The sequence below is a fragment of the Pseudomonas sp. S2_E01 genome (assembly GCF_054668365.1).
In genome coordinates, this window is the sequence record NZ_CP162762.1 from 2,224,450 (window position 1) to 2,241,461 (window position 17,012).

Here is a 17,012-nt window from a genome sequence, read left to right on the forward strand (position 1 = left end):
CAATGGAGTTGAAATTGAAATACTTGGCCTTGCCTATACTATTCTTTTCTATCTCAATCAGTGGGTGCGCTATAACCGTCAGCGAATTAAAAAATAGTCATTCATCTTATGACGGCAGCTTCACTAGCAAGAAGTCGCCCTCCGATACTTATCGAAACTTAAGGCTAATGGCAAGGCAATGCCTGGAATATGAGACGTATATAGGAAAGCCGGTCATCGTGTTAAGCGAGTTTAGCGATGAGCGCAGTGAAGGTGAGATCAATCAAAAGCTCCTTTCGGAAGGGCTGTTGATTAATAACGCCCTCATTGAAATAGAAAGACATGATGCGAACCAAGCACAGGTCAGGTTATATACAACAAAGAACATCTTGAGTGTGGGTACCAGATCGCCGAAGATAAGTGATATCAAACGCTGGGCTGACGGCGATAGAAATTGCGCTAATGAAATCTAGTTCATGCCGTGAGTACTCCAAGCCTATTGGTGAAATCATCGACTTCGCGGAGGAAGAGTCGCGGACGTTTGAAGAAGCTCATGTCTTTCTTCTGAAGAAGGGCCAGAGCGCGTGCAATCGGTATCTGCAGAAACAGTAACGACTCCCAGAGAGGAAAGCCCGCTTCGGCGGGCTTTTTTTGGGCCGGCGAAAAACACTTCGCCGTGCGACTGGTGTAACCGGCCGGCGAGGTTCGACCGTAACGTGGGGGCATGTATGAGTCGTGGCTCCTTGACGGGGTGCGCTCATGAGGCGATTCGGTGATTGGTCACACGTTCCGATTGTTGCTTCGCAATTGTCTGCTGCCAACTCCGCCCAGCAGGTTCGTTCACTCCGCATCCTCCAAAAAACGCGCAAGTGACTCAGCCAGCGAATCAAACACCAGCGCGATGCGCTTAACCCGCCGCAGGTCGTGGTGCATGGCCATCCAGATATCCACGCGGAAGTCGACCTGTTCGTGCAGCACCCTCACCAGCCCATAGCGGCGTGCCAGCTGACTGGAACAAACGCCAATCCCCAACCCCGCCCGCAGCGCTGCGAACTGGGCCAGGTGGTGGTCGGTGCGAATGGCGGGGCGTTCTTGCGTCGTGAAAAAACCTTTTTGTTCGAGAAATGCTGTTTCAATCAAATTGCGGTCCGGGCCGATGACGGGGCATTGTTCCAACGCGTCTGCTGTGCGCGGATGACCGTACCGTGCCAGCAGCTCCGGCGTGGCATACAGGCCAATACGCAGGTCCCCCACGTGCCTGGCAACCACTGCCGCCTCGGTAGGGCGGCGTATGCGCACGGCCACGTCGGCTTCCTGCAGGGTCAGGTCTTCCAGGCGGTTTGACACGCTGAGTTCCAGTGCCAGCTGAGGCTCTGCGTCCCGTATCTCTCGCAGCATCGAAGGGAGCACTTCGACGCCCAGCAATTCGCTACTGGTGATCCGTACCGTTCCGCTCAAGTCGTTGGCTTGCGCGGAGGCGGACCGTGAAAATGCTTCTGCGGCCAGTGCCATGGATTCGGCATGTTCGATCAACTGCCTGGCGGTATCGGTGGGCAGCAAGCCTGCTGGCGAGCGCACAAACAGGCTCATTCCTACGCTGCTCTCCAGCGCATCGATCCGGCGGCGTGCTGTGGCCTGTGCGATACCCAGTGCGCGAGCGGCAGCAGACAGGCTACCGGTACGAAGAACGGCGAGAAAAACCCTTTGAGTTTCCCATTGCAGGTGCGGCAGGTTCATACATTTCCTATCAGTTGCTAGGCAGGTTTGATCTATTTTAATTAGATTGAGCTTCGCACATGCTTTAGCGCAACCTGCCTCCCTATCACGTGCGCAGTGGCGCTTAAGCGAGAACAACTGATGAAACTAACTGGTGGATGCCGCTGCGGCGCTGTGGCCTATAGCTCGACGATTGACCTGAGAGTGGGTGTTTACGCCTGCCACTGCCTGCATTGCCAGGCCTGGAGTAGCAGCAGTTTTGCCTTGCATGCATTGGTGCCCGGCGATGCGTTGATCTTGAATGGTCCGACAGTTCGATACGGTTATGAAGAAGGCGGGATTTGCGCCCAGCACTACCTATGCGAGGTCTGTCATACCCGTCTCTACAACACCACGTCAGCGGCGCCGGGGATATGGGTAATCAGGGCCGGCACGCTCGACACGCGCGCCACCCTGACGCCCATTGCGCATATTTGGGTCAAGCACAAACAGCCATGGCTTAGTCTGCCGGCAGGTGTTCCGACCTGGCCAGAATCGCCCACGCCCGAGGCGTTCGCGGCAGCATTAAATGGTGTCGAATGACTGGCGAGGAGAGCGCTATGACTGACAAAACAGCCTATGCCCGAGGCGCTTGTCGATGCGGGCAGGTCACGTTCGAGAGCCACTGCAAGCCGGTTATCACCAGTGCCTGTCATTGCCGGGGCTGTCAGAAAATGGCGTCGAGCGCTTTTTCACTCACCGCGCTGTTTCCGGCTGGCGGCTTTGTTGTCACCCAGGGTTCACCGGTCATCGGCGGGCTGCACGGCACTACTCAACATTATTTCTGCCCGCATTGCCTGAGCTGGTTGTACACGCGTCCTGCAGACACGCACACGCATGTCGGGGTACGCAGTAGTCTCTTGGATCAACCCGAGTGCTCCAAACCCTTTATGGAAACCTGGACCCGGGAAAAGCTGCCATGGGTACAAACTGGGGCCGCCGTCAGCTTTGAAGGTTTTCCGGAACTGCACGAGTATCCGGCTCTGATGGCTGAATTTGCTCAACTGAGCGATTGACCGCCTGCGAACTGAACCGCCCCTGATTTTGTAGAGTATTGAATGACTGCTTCTGGCCGATAGTGGCCCTCCACACAGCAATACCGATCCGTGACCGCCCTATGCGATTTCATTCACCTTGAGGCTTCGACAGTAGATTTTCTCTCAAGCCATTGCTCTCTCGTCAACTCCCAGATCTCCTTGAATAACGGCCCGCTGACAAAGCTGCCAGGTTGCGTGTCAATCAATCGCATGCCCTCGCGTTCCGAAATTTTGCGCGAAGCATGGTTGCCCACGGCCTTGGGTACTTGCATGACGCAGTGGTCCAGCGTTTCGAACCAGTAGGTATTAATAACTTCGCAGGCTTCACGTATGTAACCCTTTCCTTGCCATTGGGGTGCCAGCCAGAAGCCCCTGTTGTTGCCAGGTTGGTCATACAGGCTAATGCTCCCAATGGTGTGGGCCGGTTCAGCGGCAATGCGAATGATCCAATGCCATTCACGACCGGCGGCCATGGCGGGGAGGGCGACGTCGCGAACGTAAGTCAGCGCGCCGTCCTCCGGGTATGGCCAGGGCACGCGACTATCGAGAAAACGCACCACTTCCCAGTGGGGAAACAGTTGCTGAATGGCCGGTGCATCGGCCAATTGCAGGGGGGGAGAGGATAAGACGGCGGGTCTTGAACGTGGGGCTACTTTCCATAGTAGAGATCCTTGCAGCGATAGGGCATGTCGAGCGCTTTCCCGAGGATACCAAGACACACGTCCTTCGTCTGTGTCAGGCCGATTGCTGCCTGTCCTGCGAGGCATCGATCGGCCGGCAGCGATTGGTCTCCTTCAATTGCTATTCGCGTCAGAACGCGTAGACCAGAGTGGCGGTGGCGGTGGCGGTGGCGGTACGCGGAGTGCCGTACCCACCCCGCGAACCGATGGCGGTGTAGTAGTTCATGACCGTTGACGTACTGGACAGATGTGCCTATACAGTGCGTTTTTTCAATCTCTGTTTCGGTAGGCCATGAGCGAAGAACGCGATATCCCGGAACCTGAGCATGACCACTTGCTCGATCATGAATTCCACGATGACGAATCATGGGTCGAAGAGGACGCTCAGGGCATCATGGATGAGGATGAGGATGAGGATGAGGATGAGGACGAGGTTGATTTTCTTGATCAGATCGATCAGGACGACTGACACCCAACGTAGTGGATCTACAAGGCCCGCCTGTTGGCTTCGGTGAGGGCTGTGCTTGAAGTACGCCTGAGAGTTATCGCTCTACGGCGACGCATTTGATCTCCACGAGAAGGCCGGGCCGAGCCAGTTCACTGACACCTATGCATGTCCAGGCACAGGTTCCCCTGGGAAAGACCTCATCCTTCACGCGTCTGAAAACGGGCATGTGGCGTTGCATATCGACGTGATAAGTCGTCATTTCGACGACATCTTCAAAGTCGCAGCCACCGGCTTTCAAGACGAGCCGGAGATTGTCCCATGCGGCCAAAAACTGCTGCTCAGGGTCTTCGATGACTGATAAATCCGGTGTGCGGCCTACCTGTCCCGCGCAGTAAAGCGTTTTTCCTACCTTTACAGCGGGTGCATAACCGGCACGCTCGCTGAGCAATCTCATGCCATCCGGAACAATGAGCTGGCGGTCAGTCATGTTTGTGGACCCCAAATATGAACGGATACGAAAGCTAACCCAGGAGCCTCGCGGCGTCCACTTGGGTCGAGCTTACTTTTCCAGGGATCGATACCAGTCTTCGTAGGGTGTATTGGAGACCAGATGCCGGTTGTAGTCAGGACTCCCATCATCCCACCACAGAGGGCCGCGCTCACCGAGCGCGACCTTGGCTGCCTGTACCTTTGCTCTGGCGTCCGACATTTGCTCCGCATCGCCACACGATTTTGCCAGCTTCACTTCTCGCCGTGCGTCCATCAGGTCATGCACCAGTCGCTGGCGTACAGCCTCTGGTAGAGCAGGGTTTGTGCATCGCCAGAGCGTTCCTTTGATCACAAAGTAGCGACCGTCTGGCGTGACGGGGTTCATCGCCCGGATTCCTTCGTTGCACTCTCGCGAGTGCTGGCGAGATCGAGATTGATCTGATCAATTTCGCCCAAGGAGCTGTACCGGGCGCGGAGTTTTCTCAGCTCCCGTGAGCCCAACTTCTCCAGGGACAACGTGGCATTTTGTGCGTCCTGGGTGGCTCTGGCGGCAGAAATCAAGACTGTGTAGGCAGCTATTTCCACATTTTCGAACACGTACCCAGCCATTTGGCGGTGGGCGCTATTGGCAGACTCGGTCAGGCGAGCAGGCGGGCGTTTCGACTCCACTTCGGCGCTCAGGAAAGGTTGAGCTGATGTGATCGACGACTCAAACCAGGCGGCTTGCCCGTCACTCGCTTGAAGGCACGACTGAAAGCCGCCTGGGAGGTATAACCCAATCGCTCGGCCACTTCCTCGATCGGAAGCCTCTCGAGGGTCAGCCACTGGCTGGCCAGTCTCATCCGCAGTTCCGTCACATAATTGAGTGGCGTCATGCCAATGGTGTCCTTGAACCGGTCAGCGAACACCGAGCGCGAGGTATTGCATTGCTGCGCGAGCTGCGCGACGGTCCAGTCGCGTCCCGGATGTTGATGAAGAGCAAGCAACGCACGACCCAAGCGCGGGTCGCGCAATGCCGCCACCAGGCCAGAGGCATTACCACAGGCGCATTCCACCCAGCCGCGAACGACCATCGCGGCCACCACGTCGGCCAAACGCGCAAGAATACCTGCGAAGCCAACCCGGGCGGCACTGACTTCGCGCTCCATGGTTGCCAGTATGGGAACCAGCCCCGGGTAACGTTGACCCCCGGCATCGATCAACATCAGGCCGGGCATCAGTTTGCCGAGGCCGTGGATGCTGCCCAGCTCGAACTCCATACAACCACTGAAAATGATCGTGGTCGGCAGGCGAGTGGAGTCGGTTCCCGCTTCGATCGCGCTGACGGTATCACCGAGCGAGGAAACGTCGAAGCTGTCGATGTCGTCGACGCAATGCTCCGTCTCTGAGAGCAGTTGGTGGGCTGCACCGTGGGAAATGAACACGGCGTTTCCCGCAGACAGGTCATAGGTGGTCCCGTCTTCCATCCGTAGCACCGCGTTGCCGACCGCCAGGAAGTGGAACCAGGCATGCCCGGACCTTGCCTTGAATCCCAGGCCGAAGCTCGGACCTGTCTGGATCCGGCGGTATTCAACTCCGCTCAGGCGCATACCGCGCAACAGCTCGTTGATGAAGCCCGAGGAGAGGGCGAGCGGGTCGGTTGACATCGTTGCTCCGGAGCTTTGATCAAAAAATCAAGATTCCTAATCATAGATCATCCAATTTCACCTGCCTAGACTTCGGGTCGCGATGAAAATCTGGAGATCCGTGCAATGACTGATTGTGTTTGTGACGCCGTACCCGACCGCCACTGTGGTGGAAACACTCAGGAAGAACCCACCACTCCCGCCTGGACGGCTGTGTTCTCGCTGGCAATGGGCGTGTTTGGATTGCTGACCGCAGAGTATCTTCCAGCCAGCCTGCTGACACCGATGGCGGTTGACCTGGGCGTGTCCGAGGCGTTGGCCGGCCAGGCGGTGACAGTGACGGCAGTCGTGGCACTGTTTGCTGGCCTGCTGGTGCCGGGGCTAACCCGAAGCATCGACCGACGCCTGGTGCTACTGGGCTTTTCCGCGCTGATGATCGCGTCCAACCTGTTGGTAGCCGTTTCCTCCAGCCTGACGGTGCTGTTGGTGATGCGCATCCTTCTGGGGATCGCCCTGGGCGGTTTCTGGAGCATGGCGGCGGCTGTCGCGATGCGTCTGGTGCCGGTGGCTCTGTTGCCCCGCGCGCTCTCGATCATTTTCAGCGGCATTGCTGTGGGTACGGTGGTCGCGGTTCCGCTGGGAAGCTACCTGGGTGAGCTATTTGGCTGGCGTAGCGCGTTCCTCGCTGCGGCGGCGGTGGGGGTGCTGACGATGGCATTCCAGTCGTTCACCTTGCCACCGTTGGCGCCGCGTCGACCGGCACGGCTGCGGACCATATTCGACGTGCTGCGCCGTCCGGGCATTGCGATGGGCATGTTGGGTTGTGTACTGGTTCACAGTGGCCACTTCGCGTTGTTTACCTATGTCCGACCATTCCTTGAAAGCACCTCCGGGATTGGCCCGCAGGGGCTGGCGTTGATGCTGCTGGGCTTTGGTCTGGCGAACTTCGTCGGCACGTTGCTGGCTGGGCGGCTGCTCGAGCACAGCCCGCGGGCCACCCTCGTTTTGATGCCGGTGCTGGTGGGGCTGGTTGCTCTGACGCTGGTACTGGTGCCCGCTACAGTGACGGGGCAAGCGGCACTGCTGGCGATCTGGGGCCTGGCATTTGGCGGCGTGCCGGTGGCGTGGTCGAACTGGGTTGCCAGTGCTGTACCGGATCAGGCGGAGAGTGCCGGAGGGATGGTCGTGGCGTCGGTGCAATCGGCGATCGCGATAGGGGCCGCCGCGGGCGGGGCGATGTTCAGCTTCAGTGGCATCGCGGGTGTATTTCTCGCGGCGGGAGGGCTGATGCTGGTCGCTGCGTTGCTGATTGCGCTTCGTGTTCGAGTGGAGGCGCCCCGTCAGCGCGGCGAATCAAGACCTTCGCTGCACCTTTGAATTGCCTTTCTGGCCGTTCTGACAACATCCGTGATCTGGAGATGGTTCATGAATAATTCGACGTTCCCTCAAGGACGCCTTAAATCCTTGCGCGCGGTCGCTATAGGCAATGCGCTGGAATGGTTCGACTGGACGCTTTACGCAACGTTCTCGGTGTACCTGGCGAGTAATCTGTTCGACAAGACGGATGCCAGGTCGGCGATGCTCGCCACGCTCGGCGTATTCGCGGTCGGGTTCGTCGCCCGGCCCGTTGGTGGATTGCTGTTCGGCCGTCTAAGCGATCGCTTGGGGCGCCGAACCATCTTGATCATCACCATGATGCTGCTGGCAGTCAGCAGCCTGGGCATTGCGTTTATCCCCGCCTATCAAACCATTGGCGTGTACGCCTCGGCGGCACTGCTGTTTTTTCGTCTCACCCAGGGCCTCGCTCACGGCGGCGAAACGGGGGTTTCCTACACCTATGTCGCCGAGATCGCACCGAGCAAGCACCGAGGATTGTGGTCCAGTTCAGTCTACATCGGCGTGACGCTGGGGGTCATGGCGGCAACGGCCGTCGCCGCGGCGCTGACCTGGTTCCTCGGGTCCCAGGCCATGAGCGATTATGGCTGGCGGATAGGCTTCGCGATCGGTGGGGTACTGGGCATCTATGCGCTGTTCCTGCGACGCGGAGCTGAGGAGTCCCACGTCTTCGTAGAGCAACAGCAGATGACCCGGCTTGCGCCCAAGTTGTCCAGGGGCGAGGTGCTGCGCATCACGCGCAACATCGTCATGCTCGCTGCGGCCGCTAATGTCACTTACTACGCCTGGGTCACGTTCGGCGCTGCGACGGCGATCGCCCAGGGGATGGACGCTACCGGGGCTTATGTCGCCAGTCTGTTCGCGCAGATCCTTTGCGTATGCTGGTTGCCGGTTTGCGGAATGTTGTCCGACCGGCTGGGGCGTAAGCCGATGGTCATCGCCTGGGGTGTGGGCGTGGTGGTGCTGACCTATCCCATCTCGGTCATGGTCACGACCGAACCCTATACGTTGTTCCTGGCCCAGGTCATGGGGCTGGGCGCTTGGTCGTTGATCGCGGCGATCTTCCCCGCCATTTTATCGGAGCAAGTGCCCACCCGGGCGAGGGCACAGGGCGTCGGGTTTGTCTCGTCGGTCTCGGTGGCGATCTTCGGTGGCACTGCGCCTTATTTGCATAGTTATCTCACCGGTGCCGACCTTGATTACCTGTACATCTGCTACGTGATGGGCCTGGGTCTGGTGACCGTGATAGCGGGCTTCCTCATCGCGGAAACGGCGGGTGTCGATCTTGCGCATATCGGTGCCTCTGACGTTCGAGAAGGTGTCGTTCCACACCCCTCGAAGGCGTCTCGCAAATCCATCCCTGACGTCTCGATTCGCACCGATCACCGAAACAAGAGGAGGGCACATTGATGAGCTCAATCGAACCGAAAAAAGGTGTAGCACGGGGTGAGCGCCCTGGGGCTGGCGTGATCGTCAGCCAGACGTCGGGGCCCCGCCAGGCGGCCCGAGAGATCTGGGTCGAAGTCCCGTCAGAAACGGGTCCGGCGGCAGCGTGGTGTTATTCGGATCGTCGCTCCTACAGCCCCGGTGCACCTGTGAGACTGCACCTCTCGTCCAACAGTCCGCGAGTGAGGCTCAGGATCTTTCGTGATGGAGCACTCGCCCGCACCGTGCATGAAACGGGCTATCTGGAGGCTTGCTTCCATCCGTTGCCCGAACGTTCCTACGAGCACGGCTGCCAATGGCCAGTCTTCCTGGAGTGGCAGATTCCGGAGGATGTCGACCCTGGGGCATATGGGGTGGAGATACTGGATGGTGGCGAGCGCGTGATCGGGCATCATCTGTTCATCGTGAAGGCCGCACGTAAGCGCGCTCATGCCTTGGCGCTGGTCGCGGCAACATCGACGTGGGCCGCCTACAACGACTGGGGCGGGGCCAACCACTATTTCGGTGTCCATCCGCAGACGCCACGCGGCCGCTCGCCGTTGTTGTCGGCACAACGACCTTGGGCGCGAGGACAAGTCTGGCTACCTGAGGGCGCGCCGCGATCAGTCAACGCGAAACGGCCTGGCAGGCCAGGTCCGGCGCGCTACGAATTCATTGAGTGGGCCGCTCTCCACGGTTTCAGCAAATACTATGCGCTGGCGGGATGGGCCTCCTATGAACGACCGTTTGTGGTTTGGGCGGAACAACAAAATTATGTCATCGACATTCTCACCCAGGATGATTTGCATCGCGACCCGGATGCCCTCCGAGGTTACGCTTGCGCGGTCTTCGTCGGGCACGATGAATATTGGACGCGTGAGATGCGTGACCACGTCGATGCCTTTGTCGAGGAGGGCGGTAAGGTCGCTCGCTTTGCCGGCAATTTCATGTGGCAGATTCGTCTGGAGGACGGTGATCAGCGGCAAGTCGCCTATAAATACGATGCCGCCTCCCATGACCCGGTGGCAGCTCACTGCGACAGGACGCTGACCAGCGCCTGGGAGGATCCTCAAGTGAATCATCCTGGGGCGAGTACCTTCGGAGTCAATGCATTGCGAGGCATCTACGGGAGTTTCGGCGCCATGGCACCCCGTAGCCCGCGCGGGTATACGGTTTTCCGTGCGCAACATTGGGCATTCGAGGGCACGGGGCTCGGCTACGCCGATATGTTCGGCGACGAGGCAAGCATCTTTGGCTATGAGGTCGACGGGCTCGACTACACCTTCGTCGATGGCCTTCCTGAACCTCTCGGCACAGACGGAGCACCACCAGGATTGGAAATTCTGGCGATGGGCTGGGCGACCAATGCCGAGCAGGGCAGGGCCGAGGATGCCTATTCGTTCATGCTCGGTGATGGCGACGCACGGTACAGAGCCTCCATCCTGGCGCCCGATCTTGGCGACGCGGCCATTGATCAACATTGCCGTGGGGCGGGCATGGTGGTGCACTTCCGCAGAGGCCGCGGCGAGGTGTTTACCGCTGCCACCTGCGAATGGGTACACGGATTGATGCTCGAGGATCACTACACCGTAGCGATCACTAAAAACGTGCTCGATACATTCCTGGCTGGTACGGCTGGACCTGACCGATAGGATCAATCACTCGCTGAGGCTCTGGATTTGACGAAAATTGTCAGCCGACGTGTGTGAGCTTGCAGCTATGGCAACAGGCCGACTGAGCGATAGGTCTGGATCGTTTGATCGAATACCTGAATATCGTCACGGCCACGTGCGATCAACTGAGCACCTTCTACAGCGGCATAAATCGCCAGTGCCTGCTGTTGCCGTTCCTCATCGCTCAATTGCGGACGGCAGACGGTTAGTACCTGCGTTAACCACCGGATGTTGAGGGCATTAAAGGCTTCGACTTCTGTTCTGACCTCCGGTGGCAAATCATCAAATTCAGCAGACATGATTCCGCACAGGCACATGCGGTTGTCGTTCACCAGCGCCTGGCGAAAGATGTCGGTATACCCCTGCATCCACATACGAAGGTCATCGGAACCCGCGCGCAGGCCCTCCAGATAAGCCAAACCGTCCTCTGTGTAACGCTTGGCAAGCGCGGCACCCAAGTCGCCTTTGGTTGGGAAATGGTAGTGAATGCTCGCACTCTTGATGCCTACCTCTTTCGCCAGTTCGCGAAAGCTCAAACCGTTATAGCCGCGGGTCTGAACCATCGTGCGGGCGACCTGCATGATCGTTTCCCGAGTATCCGTAGTCACAAATTTACCTCCCTATCGATAGATAGACGTTGACAGTCAAAATCGCCTCGGCGTAGTTTATACCTATCGATAGGTAGATAGATAGGCAGCGAGAGACATGAAGATTTTTGACATCCCTGGTTTTCCTAACCCTCTGCGTGTGCGAATTGCCCTGGCTGAAAAGCGGATGAGCGCTCAAGTGGAGTTCATCAAGGTGGACTTGCCGGCAGCAGAACATAAACAGCCTGCGTTCCTCATGCTCAATCCGCTGGGTACCGTTCCCGTTCTTCAGTTGGAGGACGGCACCAATATTTCCGAGTGCACGGCCATCACCGAGTATCTGGATAATCTGGACGGCAATCCAATTCTCACGGGTTCAACGCCAAAGGAAAAGGCCGTCATCCACATGATGCAGAAACGCGCCGAATCCGAGCTGGCAGATCCGGTTGGAATCTACTTCCACCACGCTACGCCAGGATTGGGCGCGGCACTGCAGCCATACAAAAGCCCCGACTGGGAAGGGCGTGTCGATTGGGGTAATCGTCAACGCGAGAAGGCAATCGACGGCATGAAATATTTCGATCAGGTCCTGCGCAACCAGCCGTATATCGCCGGGGACGCGTTTTCCATGGCCGATATCACCGTTTTTGCGGGGCTCCTGTTTGCCGGTTTCGCGTCCATCGCCATTCCCGATGAGTGCACCGCGCTCTGTGCTTGGCGGACCCAAATTCAGCAACGTCCCAGCGTACAGAATCCCGCTTGATCCAGCTTCGCCCCATCGACGATCGCTTTGGGGCGGGCCCCTCTTTCCCGTTTATCAGGTACATCCCTATGACTGTTTTCAACACCCGGTGGTCGTTGCGCCCGACTTTTAGCCTCATCGTACTGGCGATTGTCTGCTCGATCACATCGGTTCAAGCAAGCACCAGCTCCTCAGAGCCCAAAGTGGCTTCAGGCTATACGCACCAAACCGCGCCCACTCTATTTGTCGAAGTGGACGGCGCCCGCCTGGCGTACCGTCGCTTCGGCAAGGCCGGTGGAGTACCGCTGGTATTTCTCCAGCATTTTGTTGGCAACCTCGACAGTTGGGACCCGAAAGTCATCGACGGTTTTGCCCGTGATCGTGAAGTCATCCTGTTTGACAACGCCGGTGTCGCCAGCTCAAGCGGTGAGGTCCCTGAAACCATTGAAGGTATGGCCAAATATGCCGCTGGATTACTCCACCGGCTGGGCGTAGCGAAGGCTGATCTGCTGGTTTTTTCCATGGGTAGCCTCATTGCACAGCAGGTGACGCTTGATCATCCAGAGCTGGTACGTCGCCTGATTCTGGTGGGCTCATCACCCCGTGGTGGTGTGGGTATGGCTTCGCTAACGCCCGAATTCCAAGGCTATCTGGCGAAAAAACGCGATGTACCAGATGAACTGCTGTTGGATGTGTTTTTTACCCAGACCGCTGAGAGCCAGGCTGCTGGGCGCGAGTTTCTTACCCGTCTGCGTGCACGCAAGATCAATCGTGATCGGGAGGTCGATAGCAAGACCGCACCTGCGCAGGCGGCGGCTATCGCAGGTTGGGGAGCGCCGACGGACAACTCGACCGATTACCTCAAAGGCATCAAGCAACCCACGCTGGTGGTCGCTGGCAGTCATGACATCGTGTTCTACACAGTCAATAACGTCACCTTGCAGCAAGCGCTACCCGATTCTCAGTTGGTGATTTACCCGGATTCGAACCATGGCGCGATCTATCAATATCCCGACCTTTTTTTGAAACACGCCACGTTGTTTCTCAATGGGGTGAAGTGAATCGAACTGCGCTGGCGACGTGCTCGTCAGCGCATCGCTCACCCTCCATTGCTCGCCAGATCAGCCTGTCTCCAGGTCTGGCGACTAAACATCAGGATCACAGATATGAAAGCGATTCAGTTCCGTAGCTTCGGGGGGCCCGAAGTGCTCGAGTACGTCGATCTGCCAACACCCGTGCCGGGGCCCTTAGAGGTACTGATAGACATATCCGCCATCGGAGTGAATTTTCCATCTGCAAGTTGGCGAAGACGTATTGATCCATGGAGCCGCCGGCGGTGTCGGAAGCCTGGCTGTCCGGATCGCCAAAGCCTTGGGAGCGCGGTCGGTTTTTGGTACGGCCAGCACTGAGGGGCGGCGTGCATTCGTGCGCAGCCTTGGAGCAGATTATGCAATTTCTTACGACACGCCCCAGTGGCCCCAAAGTGTTTTGGACCTGACGGGGGGACGGGGGGTGGATGTGATCCTCGAGACAATTGGCGCAGAGGTGTTCGACCAGAACTTTGAGTGCCTCGCCATGTTGGGGCGTTGTGTAGTGGCAGGATCCACACGTGGTCCCGGCCAGCCATTGGCACCCCGGCAGTTGATGGCCAAGGCTCAAACCTTGGCCGGCGTTTACCTGCCGACATTCTTCCAACGCCCAGCACTGATCCGCCAAGCTTTGGAGTTCCTCGCCCATGGCGTTTCAAGTGGCTCAATCCGACCTGTCATCGGCGCAACACTGCCGTTGAGCGAGGCCTCTGAGGCGCACGCATTACTGGCGCGCAGGGAAGTGCAAGGTGTCATTGTGCTTGATCCCAATCGTTGATTACCTGTCGCCCCATACAGCGAGCCACCAGTATTCACCTACTTGCTGGTTGCTTTCGTATTACCGAGAATCCTGTTGGCATCCTGGGAAGGGGGGAGTCCAAACACCCGGACGTAATCACGGCTGAATTGCGTTGCACTTTCATAGCCGACCTCGAAGGCAGCCGCCATTACACTTTTAGCATCGGCCACCATCAGGGTTCTGGCCTGGAGCAGGCGTACCCGTTTCTGGTACTGCAAGGGGCTAAGGTTGGTCACTGCCTTGAAGTGGCGATGAAACGCCGAGACGCTCATTGAGGCCCGCTCTGCCAGCCGCTCCACCCCGATGGGCTCAGCGAAGTCTTGGCGAATCCATTGGATAGCCAGGTTGACGCGCGCCATCGCAGTATCCGGCGCTGCGATTTCCCGCAACATCCAGCCATGCGGTCCTTGAAGTACACGGAAAATTATTTCTCGCTCATAAACCGGAGCCAAGGCAGCGATGGCGGCCGGGTCGCCCATCAATCGCAGCATTCGAACCCATGCATCCATCAGCTCGGGTGTAACCGACGCGACTGAAAACCCAAGTCCGTTGTCCGTGCGGCTGACAGGTTTGGGCAGGTCGGCAAAGAGTGTAGATAGGACGGCGGGGTCAAGTGTCAGACTGACCGCCAGGTAGGGCTCGCCGGAAGTACTCGGGTGTACAGACCCTACCGCTGGCAAATCGATGGACATGACGAAATAGGTTGCCGGGTCATAACGAAACGTCTGACTCCCGACAGTCATGGTCTTACTGCCTTGCAGAATCAAGTTGATCATCGGGTCGTATATCGCCGCCAACATGTGCTCGGGAATTTTTCCCTGCACCATGGCCACGCGGGGGATGCCCGTTTCCGTTCGGCGGTTTTCAGCCTTGCCCGCGAGCATGCGAAGTTCTTTCAGTTGATTGTCCATGGTCCCAATGCTGAGGGCACTGCGTGGCATCACGCAAGTGAAAAGCAGAAACAGGCAGGTTTTGAGTAGGAATGGGTACGACGTCAGTCATGCCGATAAGTACTGTGGAGACAGATTTTTAACCACAGAGGAATAGGACATGGGCGTCATCGTAATCACCGGAGGGAGTCGTGGAATCGGTGCCAGTGCCGCCGAACTGGTCGCTCAACGCGGCATAGGCGTCATCCTCACCTACAACTCGGACCTGCAAGCTGCCACCAGCGTCGTGAGTCGTATCGAGCACGCTGGGGGAAAGGCTGTTGCCCTCAAACTCGACGTGGGGGACGTGGGCACCTTCGATGCGTTTCGCGCGTCGGTGGTACACGTCTTACAGGAGACCTGGAATTCAACCACTCTGGGTGGCCTGGTGAATAATGCGGGCTACGGCCTGTTCAATCCGTTGGCAACCGTCAGCGAGGCGCAGTTCGACGGCCTGTTCAATGTGCACCTCAAAGGGCCGTTCTTCCTCACTCAGGCCTTGCTGCCGTTGCTGGCGGACGATGCGAGCATCGTCAACGTGACCAGTGCCACCACCCGCGTAGCCACGGCTGGAGTCGCGCCCTACGCGGCATTTAAAGGCGGGCTCGACGTCCTCACGCGCTATATGGCCAAGGAGTTTGGAGAGCGGCGTATACGAGCCAATGCTGTTTCACCGGGTGCCATCCGCACTGAGTTGGGTGGAGGCCTCAATGACGAGTTCGAGGCACTGTTGGCGGCGCAGACCGCCTTGGGTCGAGTCGGGGAGCCGCAAGATGTTGCGCGGGTCATTGCGCTACTGCTGTCTGAGGAAGGCGCGTGGATCAATGCCCAAACCATTGAAGTGGCGGGCGGTTACAACATTTGAAGACGCGGAGGTTTGCAATGCTGGATCACATTTTCCTGTCGGTTAACAATATTGAGCGCTCTATTCGCTTCTACGAAGCCTGCCTGGCGCCGCTTGGAATCACCGCGCGTTGGGACTACGACGGCAAGGACGGCCCGCCGGGTCATCCCGACCTCAAGGGCTTTGGTGCCAACGGCCGGATGTTTTTCTGGTTGCGCGCAGGAGTGGTTGAAGGGCGAGCGGTTCATGTCGGTTTTGTCGCCGATGGCCGGGCCGAAGTGGACGCTGCATACGCGGCGGCCATCGCTCAAGGCGCGGTCGACAATGGTGCGCCTGGAGCACGCCTGCACTATGACCCCGACTACTACGCAGCCAATGTATTGGACCCGGATGGCTACAGTCTCGAGTTCGTCTACAAAAAATGGCAGCACATCCAATGAACACACTAATGATCTATGGTGCCACGGGCTATACCGGTCGTATGGCCGTAGAGCACGCAAAAGCCCTGGGCCTGACGTTTGAAGTCGCCGGGCGAAACCATTCCCGGGTGGCGGCGCTCGCCGCAGAACTGGGCGTCCCGTTTCGTGTGTTCGACACCCGCGCGATTATTGCGGATTCATTGTCTGGCATCTCGTTGCTGCTCAACTTTGCGGGCCCTTTTGCGCACACGGCTGAGGACTTGATGCACGCCTGTATCCAGGCTCGTGTCGACTACCTGGACATCACTGCCGAGATCAATGTGTACCGGTTAGCCGAGACACTTGGTGCTTCCGCCGCTGCCAATCAGGTCATGTTGTTGCCGGGTGTCGGCTGGGACGTTGTTCCCACCGATGCACTCGCGGTGCGTGTTGCCAAGCGTGTCAAGCAGCCGTTAGCGTTAAACATCGCGATCCAGGTGCCAGGATCGATGTCCAGGGGCTCAGCCATGAGTGTCAGCGAAATCATCGGTGCAGGTGTGCTCGCCAGGGTCGATGGCGAGATCGTCGCGACACCTGATGCCACACCCCGTCATTTTGATTTTGGTCAGGGTTCAGTCCTTTGCGCACCGCTTTCATTCGGTGACCTGGTGACCGCTTGGCACTCAGTCGGCATTCCGAATATTGCGATGTTCGTGCATATCTCAGATGCCGCGTTTCCAGAGGGTGACTTGTCACAACTACCTGATGGCCCTTCAGCAGAAGAAAGGAGTGCTCATCGAGCACGTGCCGTGGTCGAAGTCACCGGGGCGGATGGTGTCACCGCACGGTCAGTGATAGAAACCGTAAACGGCTATTCCTACACACCGCTGGCGGCAGTGGAAGCTGCGCAGCGGGTTTTGAATGGCGAGCGTCAGTCAGGTTTTACAACCCCTGCCACGGTATTGGGTAGTGCATTTGCCGAGAGTATCGCCGGGACAGTCATCACTGATTTCTGAAGGTACGGTTGGCGACTCATGGCACCGCTGTAAGTGTACTGGTGCGAGAGGGCGTACTGAATCGTGCGGCATCTCGCACCGGTGGCAAGCCCCCATCAGGGAT

General features: G+C 58.2%; 19 protein-coding genes and 2 pseudogenes. 13 read left to right on the top strand and 8 right to left on the bottom strand.

Annotated elements, in window-relative coordinates:
• Positions 1 to 14: 14 nt before the first annotated feature.
• A complete protein-coding gene (locus tag AB4O36_RS10230) occupies positions 15 to 452 on the top strand; it encodes a hypothetical protein (RefSeq protein WP_460124484.1) in 438 nt (145 codons plus the stop codon).
• Between the two features lie 367 nt (positions 453 to 819).
• Here the strand turns inward: AB4O36_RS10230 and AB4O36_RS10235 are convergent, their stop codons facing one another.
• Positions 820 to 1,716 (bottom strand): LysR family transcriptional regulator, encoded by an 897-nt coding sequence (locus AB4O36_RS10235; protein WP_460124487.1) that lies wholly within the window; start codon positions 1,714 to 1,716, stop codon positions 820 to 822.
• A 120-nt stretch (positions 1,717 to 1,836) separates the two neighbouring features.
• On the opposite strand from AB4O36_RS10235, the gene AB4O36_RS10240 reads away from it, so the two are divergent.
• Positions 1,837 to 2,277: a GFA family protein gene (locus tag AB4O36_RS10240; protein WP_460124489.1), complete on the top strand. Its 441-nt coding sequence runs from the start codon at positions 1,837 to 1,839 to the stop codon at positions 2,275 to 2,277.
• A 17-nt stretch (positions 2,278 to 2,294) separates the two neighbouring features.
• Complete coding sequence (locus AB4O36_RS10245) at positions 2,295 to 2,750, top strand: GFA family protein (protein ID WP_460124492.1); 456 nt, start codon at positions 2,295 to 2,297, stop codon at positions 2,748 to 2,750.
• 113 nt (positions 2,751 to 2,863) lie between these two features.
• On the opposite strand, the pseudogene AB4O36_RS10250 reads toward AB4O36_RS10245, so the two are convergent.
• Positions 2,864 to 3,431 (bottom strand): annotated as a pseudogene (locus AB4O36_RS10250) (GNAT family N-acetyltransferase).
• A 312-nt stretch (positions 3,432 to 3,743) separates the two neighbouring features.
• On the opposite strand from AB4O36_RS10250, the gene AB4O36_RS10255 reads away from it, so the two are divergent.
• The gene (locus tag AB4O36_RS10255) at positions 3,744 to 3,920 is read left to right on the top strand and encodes a hypothetical protein (RefSeq protein ID WP_460141648.1); all 177 of its coding nucleotides are present in this window, start codon (positions 3,744 to 3,746) and stop codon (positions 3,918 to 3,920) included.
• Between the two features lie 73 nt (positions 3,921 to 3,993).
• Here the strand turns inward: AB4O36_RS10255 and AB4O36_RS10260 are convergent, their stop codons facing one another.
• From AB4O36_RS10260 to AB4O36_RS10275, 4 genes and pseudogenes are all read right to left on the bottom strand, one after another.
• Positions 3,994 to 4,386 (bottom strand): RidA family protein, encoded by a 393-nt coding sequence (locus AB4O36_RS10260; protein WP_460141649.1) that lies wholly within the window; start codon positions 4,384 to 4,386, stop codon positions 3,994 to 3,996.
• 72 nt (positions 4,387 to 4,458) lie between these two features.
• Positions 4,459 to 4,773: a hypothetical protein gene (locus tag AB4O36_RS10265; protein ID WP_460124503.1), complete on the bottom strand. Its 315-nt coding sequence runs from the start codon at positions 4,771 to 4,773 to the stop codon at positions 4,459 to 4,461.
• Positions 4,774 to 4,915: 142 nt separating this feature from the next.
• Positions 4,916 to 4,997: pseudogene (locus AB4O36_RS10270) on the bottom strand (hypothetical protein); the annotation flags it as partial.
• 68 nt (positions 4,998 to 5,065) lie between these two features.
• Complete coding sequence (locus AB4O36_RS10275) at positions 5,066 to 6,034, bottom strand: cupin domain-containing protein (RefSeq protein WP_460124505.1); 969 nt, start codon at positions 6,032 to 6,034, stop codon at positions 5,066 to 5,068.
• A 105-nt stretch (positions 6,035 to 6,139) separates the two neighbouring features.
• Here AB4O36_RS10275 and AB4O36_RS10280 point away from each other — a divergent pair, with 105 nt between their 5' ends.
• Genes AB4O36_RS10280 through AB4O36_RS10290 form a run of 3 tightly spaced genes read left to right on the top strand, consistent with a single transcriptional unit; the run spans position 6,140 to position 10,485 of the window.
• A complete protein-coding gene (locus AB4O36_RS10280; protein WP_460124508.1) occupies positions 6,140 to 7,390 on the top strand; it encodes an MFS transporter in 1,251 nt (416 codons plus the stop codon).
• Between the two features lie 48 nt (positions 7,391 to 7,438).
• Entirely contained in the window at positions 7,439 to 8,818 is a 1,380-nt protein-coding gene (locus AB4O36_RS10285) for an MFS transporter (RefSeq protein WP_460141650.1), read from the top strand.
• Positions 8,818 to 10,485 (top strand): N,N-dimethylformamidase beta subunit family domain-containing protein, encoded by a 1,668-nt coding sequence (locus AB4O36_RS10290; protein WP_460124514.1) that lies wholly within the window; start codon positions 8,818 to 8,820, stop codon positions 10,483 to 10,485. Before AB4O36_RS10285 ends, AB4O36_RS10290 begins: the two co-directional genes overlap by 1 nt.
• Before the next feature lie 65 nt (positions 10,486 to 10,550).
• Here the strand turns inward: AB4O36_RS10290 and AB4O36_RS10295 are convergent, their stop codons facing one another.
• Complete coding sequence (locus AB4O36_RS10295; protein ID WP_460141651.1) at positions 10,551 to 11,087, bottom strand: TetR/AcrR family transcriptional regulator; 537 nt, start codon at positions 11,085 to 11,087, stop codon at positions 10,551 to 10,553.
• 124 nt (positions 11,088 to 11,211) lie between these two features.
• Here AB4O36_RS10295 and AB4O36_RS10300 point away from each other — a divergent pair, with 124 nt between their 5' ends.
• The 3 genes from AB4O36_RS10300 to AB4O36_RS10310 all read left to right on the top strand — a co-directional run bounded on the left by AB4O36_RS10300 (position 11,212) and on the right by AB4O36_RS10310 (position 13,701).
• On the top strand, positions 11,212 to 11,856 hold the full coding sequence (locus AB4O36_RS10300; RefSeq protein WP_460124519.1) for a glutathione S-transferase: 645 nt from the start codon (positions 11,212 to 11,214) through the stop codon (positions 11,854 to 11,856).
• Between the two features lie 68 nt (positions 11,857 to 11,924).
• A complete protein-coding gene (locus AB4O36_RS10305) occupies positions 11,925 to 12,896 on the top strand; it encodes an alpha/beta fold hydrolase (RefSeq protein WP_460141652.1) in 972 nt (323 codons plus the stop codon).
• 310 nt (positions 12,897 to 13,206) lie between these two features.
• On the top strand, positions 13,207 to 13,701 hold the full coding sequence (locus AB4O36_RS10310; RefSeq protein ID WP_460142130.1) for a quinone oxidoreductase family protein: 495 nt from the start codon (positions 13,207 to 13,209) through the stop codon (positions 13,699 to 13,701).
• A 38-nt stretch (positions 13,702 to 13,739) separates the two neighbouring features.
• On the opposite strand, the gene AB4O36_RS10315 is transcribed toward AB4O36_RS10310, so the two are convergent.
• A complete protein-coding gene (locus AB4O36_RS10315) occupies positions 13,740 to 14,633 on the bottom strand; it encodes an AraC family transcriptional regulator (protein WP_460124525.1) in 894 nt (297 codons plus the stop codon).
• Positions 14,634 to 14,772: 139 nt separating this feature from the next.
• Between AB4O36_RS10315 and AB4O36_RS10320 the strand changes: the two genes are divergently transcribed.
• Genes AB4O36_RS10320 through AB4O36_RS10330 form a run of 3 tightly spaced genes read left to right on the top strand, consistent with a single transcriptional unit; the run spans position 14,773 to position 16,909 of the window.
• On the top strand, positions 14,773 to 15,516 hold the full coding sequence (locus AB4O36_RS10320) for an SDR family NAD(P)-dependent oxidoreductase (RefSeq protein WP_460124527.1): 744 nt from the start codon (positions 14,773 to 14,775) through the stop codon (positions 15,514 to 15,516).
• A gap of 17 nt (positions 15,517 to 15,533) precedes the next feature.
• Positions 15,534 to 15,935 carry a VOC family protein gene (locus AB4O36_RS10325; protein WP_460124530.1) on the top strand — a complete coding sequence of 134 codons (402 nt, stop codon included), beginning with the start codon at positions 15,534 to 15,536 and terminating at the stop codon, positions 15,933 to 15,935.
• Entirely contained in the window at positions 15,932 to 16,909 is a 978-nt protein-coding gene (locus AB4O36_RS10330; RefSeq protein ID WP_460124533.1) for a saccharopine dehydrogenase family protein, read from the top strand. The genes AB4O36_RS10325 and AB4O36_RS10330 overlap by 4 nt, the downstream gene beginning before the upstream one ends.
• The last annotated feature ends 103 nt before the right edge of the window (positions 16,910 to 17,012 follow it).